The following is a 16,171-nucleotide window of genomic DNA, read 5'->3' as shown; positions in this document are numbered from 1 at the left end:
CCATTCGTGGTCCGGCGGATCCGTGAAGAAGGAGGCACGGCAAGGGATGTGCGGCGGGCGTCGCCCCCGCATGCGTCTGGGAGTCGCACCGCACCGTCTGTGGCCCGCTCACGAGGACGAGCTCGACGGCGTCCTCGAAATCGCCTGAACCGCCGAGGAGTTGGGCTTCGACCATCTCATCGCGAGCAGCCATCTGCTGGCGGGGGCGGTGGGCGTGACCCCGGACCCGCTGGTCCTGCTGTCCGCCGTGGCCGGGGCGACGACTCGGATCGGGCTGGTGACCGGCGTCCTGATCCTGCCCCCGTACAACCCGGTCGTCGTCGCCCACCAGACCGCCACGCTCGACCGGCTCTCCGGCGGCCGGTTCACGCTCGGAGTCGGCACCGGCTGGGACACCGCGGAGTTCGAGGCCGCCGGGGTGCCGTTCGCAGGCCGCGGCCGCCGGGCGGGTCCTGGACCTTCCGGTCCGGCTCCCCGGGCGACGGGACCAGATCGCCACCCGGGGACTGCCGGAGTTCGTCGCGCTGCGGACGGAGGTGGGGCGGGCGGTCCGCAACCAGAGCGTCCAGGACAGCGGCGAGGGAGTTCAGGGCGCCTGAACTCCCGCCCCGTCACCCGGAGGCCACAGCTCCCCTCGCGAACTCCCGTGTTCAGTCCGGATTTCACGCGATGGTGTGATCATGTGTGCCGTGACGGATGCCTGCGCCGGGCCCTGGGTAGGGCCCGGCGCATGACGCAGCAGCCCTTCGAACTCCCGCACTTCTACATGCCGTATCCCGCGCGGCTCAACCCACACGTCGACGAGGCCCGCGCCCACTCGACCGGGTGGGCGCGCGAGATGGGCATGCTGGAGGGGTCCGGGATCTGGGAGCAGTCCGACCTCGACGCGCACGACTACGGCCTGCTCTGCGCCTACACGCACCCTGACTGCGACGGCCCCGCCCTCTCGCTCATCACCGACTGGTACGTGTGGGTGTTCTTCTTCGACGACCACTTCCTGGAGACCTTCAAGCGCACGCAGGACCGCGCCGGGGGCAAGGCCTATCTCGACCGGTTGCCCCTGTTCATGCCGATGGACCTGTCGACCCCGATGCCCGAGCCGGAGAACCCGGTCGAGGCGGGCCTCGCCGACCTGTGGACGCGGACCGTACCGTCGATGTCCGCCGACTGGCGCCGCCGCTTCGCCGTGGCCACCGAGCATCTGCTCAACGAGTCCCTGTGGGAGCTGTCGAACATCAACGAGGGGCGCATCGCCAACCCCGTCGAGTACATCGAGATGCGCCGCAAGGTCGGCGGTGCCCCCTGGTCGGCCGGTCTGGTGGAGTACGCGACGGCCGAAGTACCGGCGGCGGTCGCCGGATCACGACCCCTGCGCGTCCTGATGGAGACCTTCTCCGACGCCGTCCACCTGCGCAACGACCTCTTCTCCTACCAGCGCGAGGTCGAGGACGAGGGCGAACTCAGCAACGGCGTGCTCGTCCTGGAGACCTTCTTCGGCTGCACCACCCAGGAGGCCGCCGACACCGTCAACGACGTCCTCACCTCCCGTCTCCACCAGTTCGAGCACACGGCCCTCACCGAGGTCCCCGCGGTCGCCCTGGAGAACGGTCTCTCCCCGGCCGAGGTGACCGCCGTCGCCCGGTACACGCAGGGTCTCCAGGACTGGCAGTCCGGCGGCCACGAATGGCACATGCGCTCCAGCCGCTACATGAACGCCCGGGCCGACACCACTTCCCCCTGGCAGGCCCTGACCGGCCGCGGTGCCTCGGCCGCCGACGTCGGTGCCCTGCTCGCCGCGGCCGGCGCCGAGCGGCTGCGCGCGCACAGGCATGTGCCGTTCCAGAAGGTCGGCCCGTCCCTGCTGCCCGACTTCTACATGCCGTTCCAGGTCGAGCACAGCCCGCACCTGCCCGGCGCCCGCCCCCGCCTCGCCGAGTGGGCGCACCGCATGGGCATGCTCCAGGAGGGCGTCTGGGACGAGGACAGGCTCGCCGCGGCCGACCTCCCGCTGTGCTCCGCGGGCATCGACCCGGACGCGAGTCCCGAGGCCCTGGACCTGAGCTCGCACTGGCTGGCCTGGGGGACCTACGGCGACGACTACTACCCCCTCGTCTACGGCGGCCGCCGCGACCTCGCCGCCGCCCGGCTCACCACGCAGCGCCTTTCGGACTGCATGCCCCTGGACGGCGAGCAGACCCTCATTCCGGTCAACGCGATGGAACGCGGTCTGATCGACCTGTGGGCCCGCACCACGGCCGAGATGACCCCCGACCAGCGGCGCATTCTCAAGGACTCGGTGAACGTGATGACCGAGAGCTGGCTCTGGGAGCTCGCCAACCAGATCCAGCACCGCGTCCCCGACCCGGTCGACTACCTGGAGATGCGGCGCGCCACCTTCGGCTCCGACCTCACCATGAGCATGTGCCGGATGGGCCACGGTCCCGCCGTGCCGCCGGAGGTCTACCGCAGCGGACCCGTGCGCTCCCTGGAGAACGCCGCCGTCGACTACGCGTGCCTGCTCAACGACGTCTTCTCCTACCAGAAGGAGATCGAGTACGAGGGCGAGGTCCACAACTCGATCCTCGTCGTGCAGAACTTCTTCGGCATCGACTACCCGACCGCGCTGCGTGTCGTCCACGACCTGACGACCCAGCGCATGCAGCAGTTCGAGCATGTCGCGGCCCACGAACTGCCCGTTGTCTACGACGACTTCGGGCTCTCGGAAGAGGCGCGCGAGGTCATGCGGGGCTATGTGACCGACCTCCAGCACTGGATGGCGGGCATCCTGCACTGGCACCGCACGGTCGACCGCTACAAGGCCGAGCACCTGGCCCGCCGCACCCACGGCTTCCTCCCGGACCGCCCGCCCGCGCTCCCCATGGCGGGCTGACCCGCCGGCCGCGAAACCGCCGTCAGGCGAGCGGGTGCCCCTCGGCGCGGCCTCGCGGCGGTCCGTCGTCGGCGTCCGCCCGCGACGACGGCCGCCGTGGTCGGTCCGTTCGCGGGCTCGCGGCCACCCGTGCGGCGGTCACGGCGAGGACCACACCGGCTGCTGCTCTCCGCGCGCGGTGCGTCACACCGCCTGACGCGCCCCGCTCCCGGCGCGAGCCGTCCCCGGAGAGCGATCCGGACCTGGCCGTCCGCGTCCGCCACCGGAGTGTTGCCGGGGCATGGAGGCGCCGTACCGGTCTCCCACCCCTGCCCGCTCCTGACCCCCCGTCAGTCTCACTCGTTCGTGGCTCGTCGCGCGCCGCTGTGCCGGGTAGACACCAGCCGGTGGTGATTCAGCCGGAGGCGATCCATGGAACAGACTGCGTTGCGTCCCAAGCCGATGCCCGGTCAGGAGCCGGGCGGGGGCAGAAGGCCCGGACCCGCCCGGCGCCCGCACGCCGCGCGCCGGCGCGGACGCCGGCTCACGACCCTGCTGTTCGGCCTGTTCGGCGCGGCCGTCCTGGTGCTGTCGGGGGTGGGTCTCGGGGCGGTGGGCGCCACCGTGGTCGGCATGAGCAGACTGGCCGAACTGCGCCGGCAGGCACTGCCTCACCTGGGCGGCCCGTCCGCCTCGGCGCACCCGGGCACCGCCTCGTCGTCCGCGGCGCCGACGACCGCCCCCTCGCCCGCTCCTGCCGTCGCGACCCTCGGCCTGGAGGCCGTGGACGCCGAGAAGTCGGGCGCGCTGGTGGTCGGCGTCCACGTCCCCGGCCCGGGCTACACGGCGGGCCTGGTCCGCGGCGACGTACTCCTCGCCTTCGGCCGGACCCGCGTCGACACGGCCGGTGACCTCGCGCGCGCCGTCGCCAGGGCCCGGGCCGGCCGCGAGGTCGTGCTCACGGTCCGGCACCGCAGCGGCGGCTACCAGCAGCTGACGGCCGTACCGGGAGTCGTCACCTGAGCGGTGGGCCACGGGCCCGTGCCCACGTGACCACCCGTAAGTGCGTGGTGAGCCGCCGTCCCTCGTCGTCCAGCACAGCAGTGGAATTCAGGTCCGAGCAAGACGCTCTCGTCGGCCGGGGCGGAAAACCACTGGTCCGGGTCCGGCCGGCGGCACCACGATGAGCGCATGCCGACCACGCTCATCGCCTTCCTGGGGGCCTGCACCCTCATCGCCGCGTCCCCCGGGCCGAGCACCGTGCTGATCATCAAGCAGTCGCTGCACAGCAGACGCTCCGGCTTCCTGACCGTGCTCGGCAACGAGACCGGCGTGTTCGTCTGGGGCGTCGTCGCCGCACTCGGCCTGACCGCCCTGCTGACGGCCTCCGAGATCGCCTACGACGTGATGCGGATCGGCGGCGCGGTCGTGCTCGTCGCCTTCGGCGTCCAGGCGCTGCGACAGGCGCGCCGCGCCGAGGGGGCCGAGGACGACAGCGGCTGGGAGCGCACCGGCAGGACCGGCTGGGCCGCCTACCGCGCGGGACTGCTGCTCAACCTCGCCAACCCCAAGGCGGCCGTCTTCGCCCTGTCCTTCCTGCCGCAGTTCGTGCCCGAGGGCGCGCCGCACCTGCCCACCATGGTGGGGCTCGCCGCGCTCTGGGCGGTCTACGAGATCGGCTACTACGGCCTCTACGTGTGGTTCGTGGGCCGGTTGCGGGCCGTGCTGTCCCGCGCGGGCGTGCGCCGACGCCTGGAGCAGGTCTCTGGGGGCGTCCTGCTGCTCCTCGGCGTCCGCATGGCCCTGGAGAGCTGACGCACGTCCGGCGCCCCGTCCGGAAGACGTGTCGACCGGCTCGCGCGCCCCTCGCCGTCCGGGCAGGATGCTGCCCAAGACCATCACCGCCCAGGGAGGCCCGGATGACCGGCACCGCAGCGCCCTTCGCCGCCGACGACTACAGAGCCCGTATGGAGCGCGCGGCACGGTCGGCCGCAGAGGCCGGACTCGCCGGACTCCTCGTGGCGCCCGGCCCGGACCTGGTGTGGCTCACCGGCTACGCGCCCACCGCCGTCACCGAACGGCTCACCCTGCTGGTCCTCGCCCCCGGACAGGACCCCGTCCTCGTCGTGCCCACCCTGGAGGCCCCGGACGCCGCCAAGGCCGTCGGCGCGAGCGCCCTGACCCTGCGGGACTGGACCGACGGCAAGGATCCCTACGCAGCCACCGCCGCCCTGCTGGGCACCGACGGCCGGTTCGGCATCAGTGACAACGCCTGGGCCATGCACCTGCTGGGCCTCCAGAAGGCCCTGCCCGGCACCTCGTACGCCTCCCTCACCGAGGCCCTGCCGATGCTCCGCGCCGTCAAGGACACGGCGGAACTGGAGCTGCTGGCGGCCGCGGGAGCCGCCGCCGACGCGACGTTCGAGGAGATCCGGAAGGTTCCCTTCGGCGGCCGCAGGGAGTCGGAGGTGGCCGCCGACCTCGCCGGCCTGCTGCGTCGCTTCGGCCACTCCCAGGTCGACTTCACCATCGTCGCCTCGGGACCGAACGGCGCCAACCCGCACCACGAGGTGGGGGACCGGGTCATCGAGCGCGGCGACATGGTCGTCCTCGACTTCGGCGGCCTCAAGGACGGCTACGGCTCCGACACCTCCCGCACGGTCCACGTCGGCGAACCCACCGAGGAGGAACGCCGGGTGCACGACCTCGTGCGCGCGGCGCAGGAGGCGGGCTTCCGGGCGGTACGGCCCGGCGTGCCCTGCCAGGAGGTCGACCGGGCCGCCCGCGCGGTCATCGCCGACGCCGGGTACGGCGAGTACTTCATCCACCGCACCGGGCACGGCATCGGCGTCACCACGCACGAACCGCCGTACATGATCGAGGGCGAGGAGCAGCCCCTCGTGCCGGGCATGTGCTTCTCCGTGGAGCCCGGCGTCTATCTGCCGGGCCGTTTCGGGGTACGCATCGAGGACATCGTCACGGTCACCGAGGACGGCGGACGCAGGCTCAACGACACCACCCGCGAGATGGTCATAGTGGACTGACCGAGCCCCCAGGAGCCCTCCACCCCTCGAGCGACTACGGCGCGACATGACCCAGGCACCGACACCCACCGCGGACACGGTCCGCCTACTGGTCCGATCCCTGCTCAAGGCCGGCACGCCCGACGTCGGCGGGCCCGAGGTCCGGCCCGTCGCCGAGGGCGGGCACTTCACCTGGTGGATCGGCACCCGCCACGTCCTGCGCCTCGCCGGCGACCGGGAGGCCTCCCTCCGCGGACGCCGTGAACTGCGGCTGCGCGACCTGGTCCGCCCGCACGTGCCGGTCGCGGTGCCGACCAGCGTGGCACAGGGCGAGTGGGCGCCCGGGCTGGCCTACACGCTCGACACCAAGGTGCCCGGCGGCTCGGCCGAGGAGCACGACGTGTCCGCCGTCGGCGAGGCCGACCTGGCCGGCCTGCTCACCGGGCTGCGCGAGGTGCCGGTACGGCAGGCCGAGGCGCTCGGCGTCCCACGCGTCGCCCCGCGCTCCCTGGAGGCGCTGCGCCGGGAGGCCGCCCGGGCCGTCGAACTCCTCCACGCGGCCGACGAGTTCGACCCGGCCCGGCTCCACCAGCTCACCTCCGCGGCCGCGGTCCAGCTCGCCGCGCAGCCCGGCAGCGCGGTCCTGGTGCACCACGCCCTGACCGGCGACCATCTCGTGATCAGCGCCGACGGCCGGGTGCGCGGTGTCCTCGACTGGACCGGCACGGTCGTCGGTGACCCCGCCGAGGACATCGCGGGCCTCGCGCTGGCCGTCGGCTCGCCCGCCGCCGTCCGCGCCGCCACGCTCGCCGGGTACGGCGCCCGCCCCTGCCTGCGCGGACTGTGGCTGGCCCGCTGCGACACCGTGATCCGCCTCGCCGCGGGCCTCGACAGGCGGGCCGCCGAGCCCCTGCCCCTCCTGCGCACCCGGCTGCGGCGGGCCTGGGAGGCGATCCTGCTGGAACGCGTCACCGAGCTGCGGGACGAGGAGACGGACGACGCGGAGTTGTAGGCGGTTCCACCCGGTCTTTTCCACCGTGGTTCCACCCCGGGGTCGAGGCGCGCGACCGTGCCGGAGCCGGACAGTCGAAGCATGACGATCTCCGACCGGCTCATCGACCGGCGCTTGTCCTCATGGCCTTCGGCGAGGTCGTCGTCCGTCTCGCGCTGATCGTCGTGCGCGGCCGCGTCCTGCGGACCCGCGTCGGCAGGCAGCGGCGAAACGCCCTGCCGGCCAGCCCGTGAACCGGAGGAGTCCCGTGAGGTCACGCCTGGAGCAGCACCACGCAGGACTCCCCGGGCACCTGCAGCACCCCGTCCGCGCCCGGCGCCTCCACCGGCTCCCAGGCCGCCAGGACACGGGCCTCGCGGGGACCCAGGGGAATGGCCGCCGTCGACTTCGCCAGGTTCACCGCCACCCGGACGTCCCCGCGGCGGAAGGCGAGCCAGCGCTGGTCCGCGTCGTAGGCGACCTTGGTGTCGGCGAGGTCGGGGTCGGTGAGGTCCGGCTGCTCGTGCCGCAGCGCGAGGAGCCGGCGGTACCAGGCCAGCACCCGCGCGTGGGGCTCGCGTTCGAGCTCGGACCAGTCGAGGCAGGAGCGGTCGCGGGTCGCCGGGTCCTGCGGGTCGGGCACGTCCTCCTCGGCCCAGCCGTGCTCCGCGAACTCCCGCCGCCTGCCCCGGCGTACGGCCTCGGCGAGCTCGGGGGCGGTGTGGTCGGTGAAGAACTGCCAGGGCGTGCCCGCAGCCCACTCCTCACCCATGAACAGCATGGGGGTGAAGGGCGCGGTCAGCACGAGCGCCGCCGCACAGGCCACCAGGCCGGGGGAGAGGGAGGCCGCCAGCCGGTCGCCCTGGGCGCGGTTGCCGACCTGGTCGTGGGTCTGGGAGTAGCCGAGCAGCCGGTGCGCCGCCGCACGCGTGCGGTCCAGCGGACGCCCGTGGCTGCGGCCGCGGAAGCTGGACCAGGTGCCGTCGTGGAAGTAGCCGCCGGTGAGGGTCTTGGCGAGCGAGGCCAGGGGAGCGCGGGCGAAGTCGGCGTAGTAGCCCTGGGACTCGCCGGTCAGCGCGGTGTGCAGGGCGTGATGGAAGTCGTCGTTCCACTGCGCGTGCAGTCCGAGACCGCCCTGGGCGCGGGGCGTGATGAGCCGCGGGTCGTTGAGGTCGGACTCGGCGACGAGGAACAGCGGCCGGTCCACTTCGGTGGCGAGCGCGTCGACAGCCGTCGACAGCTCCTCCAGGAAGTGGCACGCGCGGGTGTCGGCGAGCGCGTGCACGGCGTCCAGGCGCAGCCCGTCGATCCGGTAGTCCCGCAGCCAGGACAGCGCGCTGCCCAGCAGATACGTGCGCACTTCGTCGGAGCCCGGGGCGTCCAGGTTGATCGCGGAACCCCAGGGCGTGTGGTGCGTGTCGGTGAAGTACGGTCCGAAGGCGGGCAGGTAGTTGCCCGAGGGGCCCAGGTGGTTGTGCACCACGTCCAGGACCACCCCGAGGCCCAGTTCGTGCGCCCGGTCGACGAAGCGCTTCAGGGCCTCGGGGCCGCCGTAGGGCTCGTGCACGGCCCACAGGGAGACGCCCTCGTAGCCCCAGCCGTGCCGCCCCGGGAACGGGCACAGCGGCATCAACTCGACGTGGGTGATGCCGAGTTCGACGAGGTGGTCGAGGCGGGCGGCGGCCGCGTCCAGGGTGCCCTCGGGAGTGTAGGTGCCCACGTGCAGCTCGTAGAGGACCGCGCCCGGCAGTGGGCGGCCCGCCCACTGCGTACGCCAGGTGTACCGCTCGTGCTCGACGACGGCGCTGAGTCCGTCCGGACCGTCCGGCTGACGGCGCGAGCGGGGGTCGGGCAGCACGGGGCCGTCGTCGAGCGCGAAGCCGTACCGGGTGCCGTCCCCGGCCTCCGCCTCACCCCACCACCATCCCGAGCGCTCCGGATCGCGCTCCAAAGCGCGTGTGGCGCCCTCGCAATGGAGCGTCACGCGGTCGGCCTGCGGTGCCCACACCTCGAACTGCACGGACGGTTCCCCTTCGTCTGCTCACCGTGATGTAGCCCGTCCATGGTGCTTCAAACGAGATCAATCCGCCTGGGAATCCCTCCCTTTGCGGCAGGTGTCGTCAGGTGGGCGCGGGGAGCGGCCGTTGTCTCGTTTTCTGGACACCCGGGGTTCACTGCCCGACAATCACCAACGTGACGTCGTCCTTCGAGTTCAACACGTACCCCGCGCGGCTGTCCGACGCGGAGCGCGACAAGGTGCTGAAGGTGCTCCGTGACGGCGTCGCCATGGGCCGCCTGTCGCACGACACGTTCGTGCGCCGCATGGAACTGGCCCTGATCGCGCGCCGGTCCGACGAACTCGCCGTGCTCACCGCGGACCTGCCCCAGGAGAGCCGCGTCTCCCGACTGGTGTTCGGTACCGTCGAGGCCGTCTCCGGCTTCACCGTGCGGCTGCGCAGGGCGTGGCAGGTCGAGCGCCTGCCCAAGCTGCTGCTGCCGCACCCGGGCAGCGGCCACGCGCTGCGCATCGGCCGCGACCCGGCGAACGGGCTGCGGCTGACCCACGAGACGGTCTCCCGCGTGCACGCCGAACTCAGCCGTCAGGGCGGTATGTGGGTCCTGCGCGATCTCGGCTCCACCAACGGCACCACGGTCAACGGCCGGCGGGTCATCGGTGCCGCCGTCGTCCGTGAGGGCGATCAGGTCGGGTTCGGCCGGATGGCCTTCCGGCTCGCGGTCAACTGAGCCCAACCTCACCTCTGGCCTGGGCTTTACGGGCGGTCGTGGCCCAATGCCCTTTCCTTCGCACGGTGTTGACGTTCTCCTCAAGTCGTGACTGACTGTGCGTACACCATGCACATCAGGTGAACCGACGGCACCACATTGTGGAGGTGTGCCCTGCCGCCCCTCCTCAGATACCCGACCGCCGACGAGCTCGGCGCACGGGCCGCCGCGCTCGTCGCCCGCCATCCCACGGACGCCCGGCTGCGCCGCGCCGGTACCTCCCGCGCGGGAAACCCCCTCTGGCTGCTCTCCGTCGGCCACGGCAGCCGTCAGGCCCTCGTCGTGGCCGGCCCGCACGCCAACGAGCCCGTGGGCGGGGGCACCGTCCTCAGACTGGCCGAGCGTGCCCTGGCCGACCCCGCGCTCACCGCCGGGGCCGACGCCACCTGGAACCTGCTGCTCTGCCTCGACCCCGACGGCCTGCGCCGCAACGAGGGCTGGCTGCGCGGCCCGTACTCCCTCGGTCGCTACTTCCGGAACTTCTTCCGGCCCGGCTTCGGCGAACAGCCGGAATGGCTCCCCGACGGCGCGGACGCGGCCGCCCTGCCGGAGACCCGCACCCTCCTCGCCCTCCAGGACGAACTGCGGCCCTTCCTCCAGTGCTCCCTGCACGGGGTCGACGTCGGCGGCGGCTTCGTCGAACTCACCCGCGACCTGCCCGGCCTCGCCCTGCGCGTCGCCCACACCGCGGCCCGGCTGCGCATCCCGCGCGAGCTCGGCCCCTACGACACCCTGTACTGGCCGTGTCTGGGCCCCGCCGTCTACCGGATCCCGCCGCCCCGCCGCGGCGACCTGGCCGCCGCCATCACCGAGGCCGCCGTCGAGTCGACCTGGTACCACCCGCACCGGCACGGCACCGTGACCGCGGTCGTCGAGTCGCCCATGTGGGGCGTGGCCGCCGTCGAGGACGGCAGCGCACCCGCCGACGCGGCCGCCGTGCTGCGTAACGTCAGCCACACGCTGCGCCGCGACGCGCGGCTCCTGGAGGGCGTCCTGGCGCGGATCCGCCCGCATGTCTCGGCCGCCCCGGACGCGGAGCGACTGCTCGCCCCGGTCGAGGACTATTTACTGGTCTGCCCCGGACTCGCCGACGCCTGGGACCCCGACGTCACCGACGGCGGCCGCCCGATGCCCGCGCTCAGCACCGGTCACCTGGCCGCGCTGCGCATCGCCGGGCGGCGCCTCGCCCTGCGCACGGCCGGACTCCTGCACCAGCTCGTGATCCGCTCGGGCGCCGACCCGGCCGGCGCGCTGCCGGAACTGGACCGGCTCATCGACCTCTGGTGCGCCGACTACCGCGACGGCTGCGGCGCCCGCTGGATCCCGGTGCCGCGCCAGATCGAGTACCAGTCCCGGGTCGTGCTCGCCGCCTTCGAACTCGCCGTCCGGAACGCGCCCGCGTGCTCCCGTTCGGGTGAGCCGGGCTGGGGATCCGAGCCCGCCGTGCCGATGCATCGGGAATGACGTCCACGAACACAGCGACAACGACAGCGGTACGGCGAGCGGCACACCTGGCCCTGACGGCGGCGACCGCCCTGCTTCTCGCCGCCGCGGCCCCCGCGACCGCCGGGTCCTCCGCCGGCGGCGACCAGCTCTACCTCATGGTGACCACGGGCGACGGCCGCTCCAGCGACACCCGCGGCACCCTCCTGCTGTGCGACCCGCCCCAGGGCCACAGCCGGGCCGCCGAGGCCTGCGCCCAACTGGACTCCGTCGGCGGTGACATCGCCGCCCTTCCGGCCGCGGACGTCTACTGCCCGATGCTCTACGCGCCGGTCACCGTCCAGGCCCGCGGACAGTGGAACGGACGACCGGTCGAGTACCGGCAGACCTTCTCGAACGACTGTGTGATGGGGGCGCGGACCGGGGCGGTCTTCGCACTGGACGGCTGACGCCCACGCGCGTGGGGTGAGGCCGGCTCAGTCCGCCCGCACACGCGCGTGCAGCGCCACCGCCACGATCGTGCGGGCCTGGTGCTCGATCTGGTGTTCCAACGGCACCCAGCGGGCCCCGAACCGCTCCGCGAAGGAATCGCTCCACGCCTCGACGAGCCGTTCGAGACGCGGTGCCGCGCGGTCGTCGGTCTCCCGCAGGACCCGCAGCAGCATGGCCGCGGCCCGCAGCGGCAGCCGGCGGGAGAACGCGTCCACACTGCCGATGTACGCCTTCGTGTCGTCGGCCGGCCGTGTGTGGATCCAGTCCGCGGCCAGCCCCGGCACCAGCCCCAGGCCCCAGGTGGCGGCCCGCAGCAGCGGGCCGCCGACGCCGTCGAGGCGCGGCAGCGCGTCCGCCCGTACCTGGTCCACCGCCCGCGACTGACGCAGCAGCCGGCCCGCCAGCCGCCGCATCGCCGCCGCCGGCGCCGGGTGCGGCGCCGGATCGTCCACCAGGTCGCTCGCCCACATCGGCACCTCGACCACCGCGGTCAGACCGCCGTAGCGGTGCGCGTGGTACCAGGTGCTGAGCCGCGCGTCGTCCGGCATGCTCGGGTACGCCGCCCCGGCGCCCGGCGCCGGCATCACATGCACCCCCGGTCCGGACGCCGGCCAGCCCGCCGCGTCCGAGGCACCGGTCTCCACCGGAATGTGCAGCTCCGCCGCGGACTTGGCGAACGGCTCGGCGATCCCCGGCACGTCCTTCGTCAACTGCACCCAGCTGCCGCCCAGATCGGTGCCGTGCAGGGTCACCTGGACGTAGGGCCGCAGGGTGTCGATCACCCCGGTCAGGGCACGGGTCTCGGGCGGCAGCCGGTCCGGCGGCAGCATCGCGGGCGCCCACTCCGGCTGCTCCGCCCCGGCCGGCCGGAAGAAGCCGAGGTGGTAGTCGAAGAGACTGCGCGGCGCCGGGGTCACATGCAGGCTCGCGCCGTCGGGATCCGCGCACAGCAGGAAGTGCCAGGACGTGTCCGCCCGCAACTCCGGCTCGGCCAGCACCCGCCGGGCCACCGCCAGAGCCGCGGGGCCGCCGGCCGGTTCGTTGGCGTGCGCGCCCGCGACCACCAGGACGGCTCGCCGGGCCCGGCCGACCGACAGCACATGGAGGGGTCTGCCCGCGCGCGAGGCACCCACCTGCCTCAGCCGGCAGTCGCCGGGCCGCTGTGCGGCCAACGCCCGTGCGGACCGGACCAGTTCGGTCACCGTGGGGTAGCGCAGCTCCGGCAGCAGACTCACCCCCGATATGTCCGACCGGCCTCGCAATCCGCAGTACCCCACGGTCTGGTTGAGCTGTCAAGCACGCCATGGGGGAGCCGCCAGGGGGCGCCCAGAAGCATTTACCGGCAGCCGGTAAAGCCGTAGGTGCCAGCGGGGTTGCCCGTGCCCCCGCGCCCGCGGTAGCGGCTCCGGCGTCACTGCTGGTGCAGGCCGCGCCCGGCCAGCGTCAGGAACGCCTCGCCTACCGCCTCGGACAGTGTCGGATGCGGGTGCACATGCCGGGCCACGTCGGCGGGTTCGGCGTCCCAGCCGACGATCAGCTGGCTCTCGGCGACCATCTCGGACACGTGCGGGCCCACCAGATGCACCCCGAGAACCCGGCCGCGCGGCCCCGTGCCCGCGCACCGGCCCGCCACCGTCGTGCCCGTCGGCGAGGAGGAGGTCGTCCTCGCCGTCCCCTTCGACGACCGCCTCGCGGGCCGCACCACGGTCACCCTGCCCGAACTCGCCGACCGCGCCTGGATCCGCTGCGCCATGGAGCCGGTCGTCCACGGCGAACGCTTTCTCGACTGGGCGTGCGGACAGGCCGGCTTCAAGCCCCGCACCGCCGTATGGACCGAACACACGTCGACGGCGGTGCGCATGGCGGCCGCCGGGGTCGGCGTGTGCGCGGCGCCCTCGCACATCGTCCGCTCGGCGGTCGGCGAGGACTGCGTGGTCCTCTCGCACGACCCGGTCTGGAAGCGCCCCATGACCGTCTTCGCGCGCGTGCCGCTCACCGGCGCGGCGGAGGCCTTCGTGGACCTGCTGCGGAAGACCTGGCCGCAGTCGGCCGCACCGGCCTCGCCCACGCGCGCCCAGTCAGGCCGCACCGGCCCCGCCCGCCCGCGCCCAGTCAGTCCGTGACGACCCGCTCCAGCAGCGCCACCGGCGACTCGCCCAGGAGCTCCTCCACACGCACGTGCCCGGAGAACTCCCGCTCCGGTACCAGCACATCGCGCCAGACGCCCGGCGGCAGCGGCAGCACCGTCTCCCCCCAGCCGCCCGCCTCCATCAGCCGCAGCGACAGCCGGGTCACCGCGGTGACCACCTCCCCGGAGCGCGCGAACGCCACGCAATGCGCCGCCGAGGGCCCCTCCGCGGCCAGCGGCGTGTACGTCGCCGCGTCACCGAAGACGTCCGGCCGGCGCCTGCGCAGCCGCAGTGCCGCGGCCGTGAGCGCGCCCTTGTCGCCGGAGTCCTCCGGCGGGAACCGCACGGGCCGCCGGTTGTCCGGGTCCACCAGCGCCAGGTACCTGCCCTCCGTGCCCTGGTACACATCGGGCACCCCGGGCATCGTCAGCTGCACCAGGGCCGCCCCCAGCTCGTTCGCCCGGATGTGCGGATCGAGCCGACCGCGCAAGGCGGCCACCTGCTCGCCCTGCGGCCCGCACGGCCCGGCCGTGACGAACCGCGCCACCGCCTCCTCGTACGCCGGTTCCTGCTCCGTCCAGCTCGTGTACAGCCCCGCCTCGCGCACATGCTTCAGCAGCGCCTCCCGCACCCGCTCCGGGGCGGCGGGACCGAGCCCGAACACCGACTGCCAGGCCGCCCAGGCCAGCTGCGCGTCCGGCACGCCGTCGCCGGTGCGGGTCACCTCGGCCAGCGTGTCCGCCCACCACTCGGGGCACTCGGTGAGCACGGCCAGGGCCGCCCGCACATCGGCACTGCGCTTGGTGTCGTGCGTCGACAGCACGGTTCCCGTCAGCGGCCAGTCGCGCTGCACGCGTGTGCAGTAGGCGTGGAACTCCTCGGGCGAGACGGCAGGGCTCCCGGGATTCCCGCCCACCTCCGTCGCCGACAGCAGCGGCACATAGCGGTAGAACGCCGTGTCCTCCACGGACTTGGCCCGCAGCGCCGATGCCGTCTGCGCGAACCGGGTCCGGAACTCCACGTGGTCCGGCCCGTCCCCGGCGCGCCCCAGCACCAGATCCCGTACGACGTCGACGGCGCCCGCCTCCTCGGGGACCACGAAGGCGAGCCGGGCCTCGGCCGCGGCCTCCTCGGTGACGACACGGGCGGCGTCCGAGGAGCCGTAGGGCCGGTAGACCTCCATCCGCACCAGCAGCTCCTGGAGCGCGGTGCGCAGCGCCCAGGGCGCCCGGTCGCGCAGCGCGGGCTCCGGGGACGTGGCACACACGCGTGCCGCCACCCGGGTCAGGCGGTCCGTCTCGGCGGCCAGCTCGTGCGTGATCACCTTGTACGCCGCCCGCCGTGCCGTCGCGGCCCAGTCACCCCCGCGGTCGGTCTGCGGGGCGGCGAACCGCCGGTACTGGCCGAGGAGTTCCCCGAACCCCGCCGGGTCCGTGAACAGCCCGTCGATCCGCCTCAGGGCGTCGTACCCGGTCGTCCCCGCCACGGGCCAGGCCGCCGGCAGCCGCTCCCCGTCCGCCAGGATCTTCTCCACGACCGTCCAGCGCCCGCCGGTCGCCTCGTGGAGTCGCTGGAGGTACGTGTCGGGGTCCGCGAGGCCGTCGGGGTGGTCGACCCGCAGCCCGTCGAGCACGCCCTCGTGCAGCAGCTGGAGGATCTTGGCGTGGGTGGCCTCGAACACCTCGGGGTCCTCGACCCGCACCCCGATCAGCTCCGAGATGCTGAAGAATCGCCGGTAGTTGAGCTCCGTCCGGGCCAGCCGCCACCACACCGGCCGGTACCACTGCGCGTCCAGGAGCTGCGGCAGAGGCAGTTCCCCGGTGCCCTCGCGGAGCGGGAACACGTGGTCGTAGTAGCGCAGTACCTCGCCGTCCACCGTGAGGTTGCCGAGCTCCTCGCCGACCGGATGCCCCAGTACCGGCAGCAGCACCTGGCCGCCCTGCGCCTCCCAGTCGATGTCGAACCAGCGCGCGTACGGCGACTTCGGGCCCTCCCGCAGCACCTCCCACAGGGCGTGGTTGTGGCGCGGGTCCATCGCCATGTGGTTCGGCACGATGTCCGCCACCAGACCGAGCCCGTGCTCCCGCGCGGTGCGCGACAGCGCCCGCAGCCCGTCCTCGCCACCCAGTTCCTCGCGCACGCGCGCGTGGTCCACGACGTCGTAGCCGTGCGTCGAACCGGGGACGGACTCCAGGACGGGGGACAGGTGCAGATGCGAGACGCCCAACGAGGCCAGGTACGGCACGGCCGCCGCCGCGGCCGCGAACGGGAACTCGGGCTGCAGCTGCAGCCGGTACGTGGCCGTCGGCGCCGACGGGTCGGGTCGCTCAGGTGTCATGCAGACCTACGTACCCGCCCTACGGCCTTTCGTGTCATCCCGTGCTCCATGTGCACGGGACGCGGACGTCGGGACGCTACCGTCCCGACGTCACCGCAAGCG

11 protein-coding genes and 4 pseudogenes are annotated in these 16,171 nt (G+C 73.6%); 11 read left to right on the top strand and 4 right to left on the bottom strand.

All coding sequences use genetic code 11. From position 1 onward, the window contains the following. Positions 1-208: 208 nt before the first annotated feature. From RKD20_RS10315 to RKD20_RS10285, 7 genes and pseudogenes are all read left to right on the top strand, one after another. Positions 209-385: pseudogene (locus RKD20_RS10315) on the top strand (LLM class flavin-dependent oxidoreductase); the annotation flags it as partial. A 61-nt stretch (positions 386-446) separates the two neighbouring features. Then, a pseudogene (locus tag RKD20_RS10310) lies at positions 447-599 on the top strand (ABC transporter ATP-binding protein); the annotation flags it as partial. A 131-nt stretch (positions 600-730) separates the two neighbouring features. Next, positions 731-2,890 (top strand): germacradienol/geosmin synthase Cyc2, encoded by a 2,160-nt coding sequence (gene cyc2, locus RKD20_RS10305; RefSeq protein WP_424883191.1) that lies wholly within the window; start codon positions 731-733, stop codon positions 2,888-2,890. Positions 2,891-3,301: 411 nt separating this feature from the next. After that, positions 3,302-3,892, top strand: coding sequence for a PDZ domain-containing protein (locus RKD20_RS10300; protein WP_424877467.1), 591 nt, complete (start codon positions 3,302-3,304; stop codon positions 3,890-3,892). 168 nt (positions 3,893-4,060) lie between these two features. Continuing rightward, on the top strand, positions 4,061-4,684 hold the full coding sequence (locus tag RKD20_RS10295) for a LysE family translocator (protein WP_424877466.1): 624 nt from the start codon (positions 4,061-4,063) through the stop codon (positions 4,682-4,684). A gap of 104 nt (positions 4,685-4,788) precedes the next feature. Further along, positions 4,789-5,913, top strand: a complete 1,125-nt coding sequence (locus RKD20_RS10290; protein WP_424877465.1) for an aminopeptidase P family protein — start codon at positions 4,789-4,791, stop codon at positions 5,911-5,913. Between the two features lie 46 nt (positions 5,914-5,959). Next, positions 5,960-6,904: an aminoglycoside phosphotransferase family protein gene (locus RKD20_RS10285; RefSeq protein WP_424877464.1), complete on the top strand. Its 945-nt coding sequence runs from the start codon at positions 5,960-5,962 to the stop codon at positions 6,902-6,904. Positions 6,905-7,157: 253 nt separating this feature from the next. Here the strand turns inward: RKD20_RS10285 and treZ are convergent, their stop codons facing one another. Beyond that, positions 7,158-8,903 (bottom strand): malto-oligosyltrehalose trehalohydrolase, encoded by a 1,746-nt coding sequence (gene treZ, locus RKD20_RS10280; RefSeq protein ID WP_424877463.1) that lies wholly within the window; start codon positions 8,901-8,903, stop codon positions 7,158-7,160. A gap of 173 nt (positions 8,904-9,076) precedes the next feature. Between treZ and RKD20_RS10275 the strand changes: the two genes are divergently transcribed. The 3 genes from RKD20_RS10275 to RKD20_RS10265 all read left to right on the top strand — a co-directional run bounded on the left by RKD20_RS10275 (position 9,077) and on the right by RKD20_RS10265 (position 11,559). After that, positions 9,077-9,628 (top strand): FHA domain-containing protein, encoded by a 552-nt coding sequence (locus RKD20_RS10275; protein ID WP_424877462.1) that lies wholly within the window; start codon positions 9,077-9,079, stop codon positions 9,626-9,628. A gap of 138 nt (positions 9,629-9,766) precedes the next feature. Next, positions 9,767-11,131, top strand: coding sequence for a M14 family zinc carboxypeptidase (locus RKD20_RS10270; protein WP_424877461.1), 1,365 nt, complete (start codon positions 9,767-9,769; stop codon positions 11,129-11,131). Then, a complete protein-coding gene (locus RKD20_RS10265) occupies positions 11,128-11,559 on the top strand; it encodes an SSI family serine proteinase inhibitor (RefSeq protein ID WP_424877460.1) in 432 nt (143 codons plus the stop codon). The genes RKD20_RS10270 and RKD20_RS10265 overlap by 4 nt, the downstream gene beginning before the upstream one ends. 27 nt (positions 11,560-11,586) lie before the next feature. On the opposite strand, the gene RKD20_RS10260 is transcribed toward RKD20_RS10265, so the two are convergent. Continuing rightward, entirely contained in the window at positions 11,587-12,837 is a 1,251-nt protein-coding gene (locus RKD20_RS10260) for a M14 family zinc carboxypeptidase (RefSeq protein WP_424877459.1), read from the bottom strand. 176 nt (positions 12,838-13,013) lie between these two features. Further along, positions 13,014-13,202, bottom strand: a pseudogene (locus tag RKD20_RS10255) (dihydrolipoyl dehydrogenase); the annotation flags it as partial. Positions 13,203-13,206: 4 nt separating this feature from the next. Here RKD20_RS10255 and RKD20_RS10250 point away from each other — a divergent pair. Then, positions 13,207-13,725: pseudogene (locus tag RKD20_RS10250) on the top strand (LysR family transcriptional regulator substrate-binding protein); the annotation flags it as partial. Here the strand turns inward: RKD20_RS10250 and treY are convergent. Beyond that, complete coding sequence (gene treY, locus RKD20_RS10245) at positions 13,715-16,069, bottom strand: malto-oligosyltrehalose synthase (RefSeq protein WP_424877458.1); 2,355 nt, start codon at positions 16,067-16,069, stop codon at positions 13,715-13,717. The pseudogene RKD20_RS10250 and the gene treY sit on opposite strands and share 11 nt — an antisense overlap. Positions 16,070-16,171 lie beyond the last annotated feature (102 nt).

Origin of the sequence: Streptomyces sp. SLBN-8D4 (assembly GCF_049739545.1) — a bacterium.
Classification (GTDB): Bacteria; Actinomycetota; Actinomycetes; order Streptomycetales; family Streptomycetaceae; genus Streptomyces; species Streptomyces canus_C.
The sequence above is the reverse complement of the archived record's forward strand: the minus strand, read 5'-3'. Positions and strand labels throughout refer to the sequence as shown.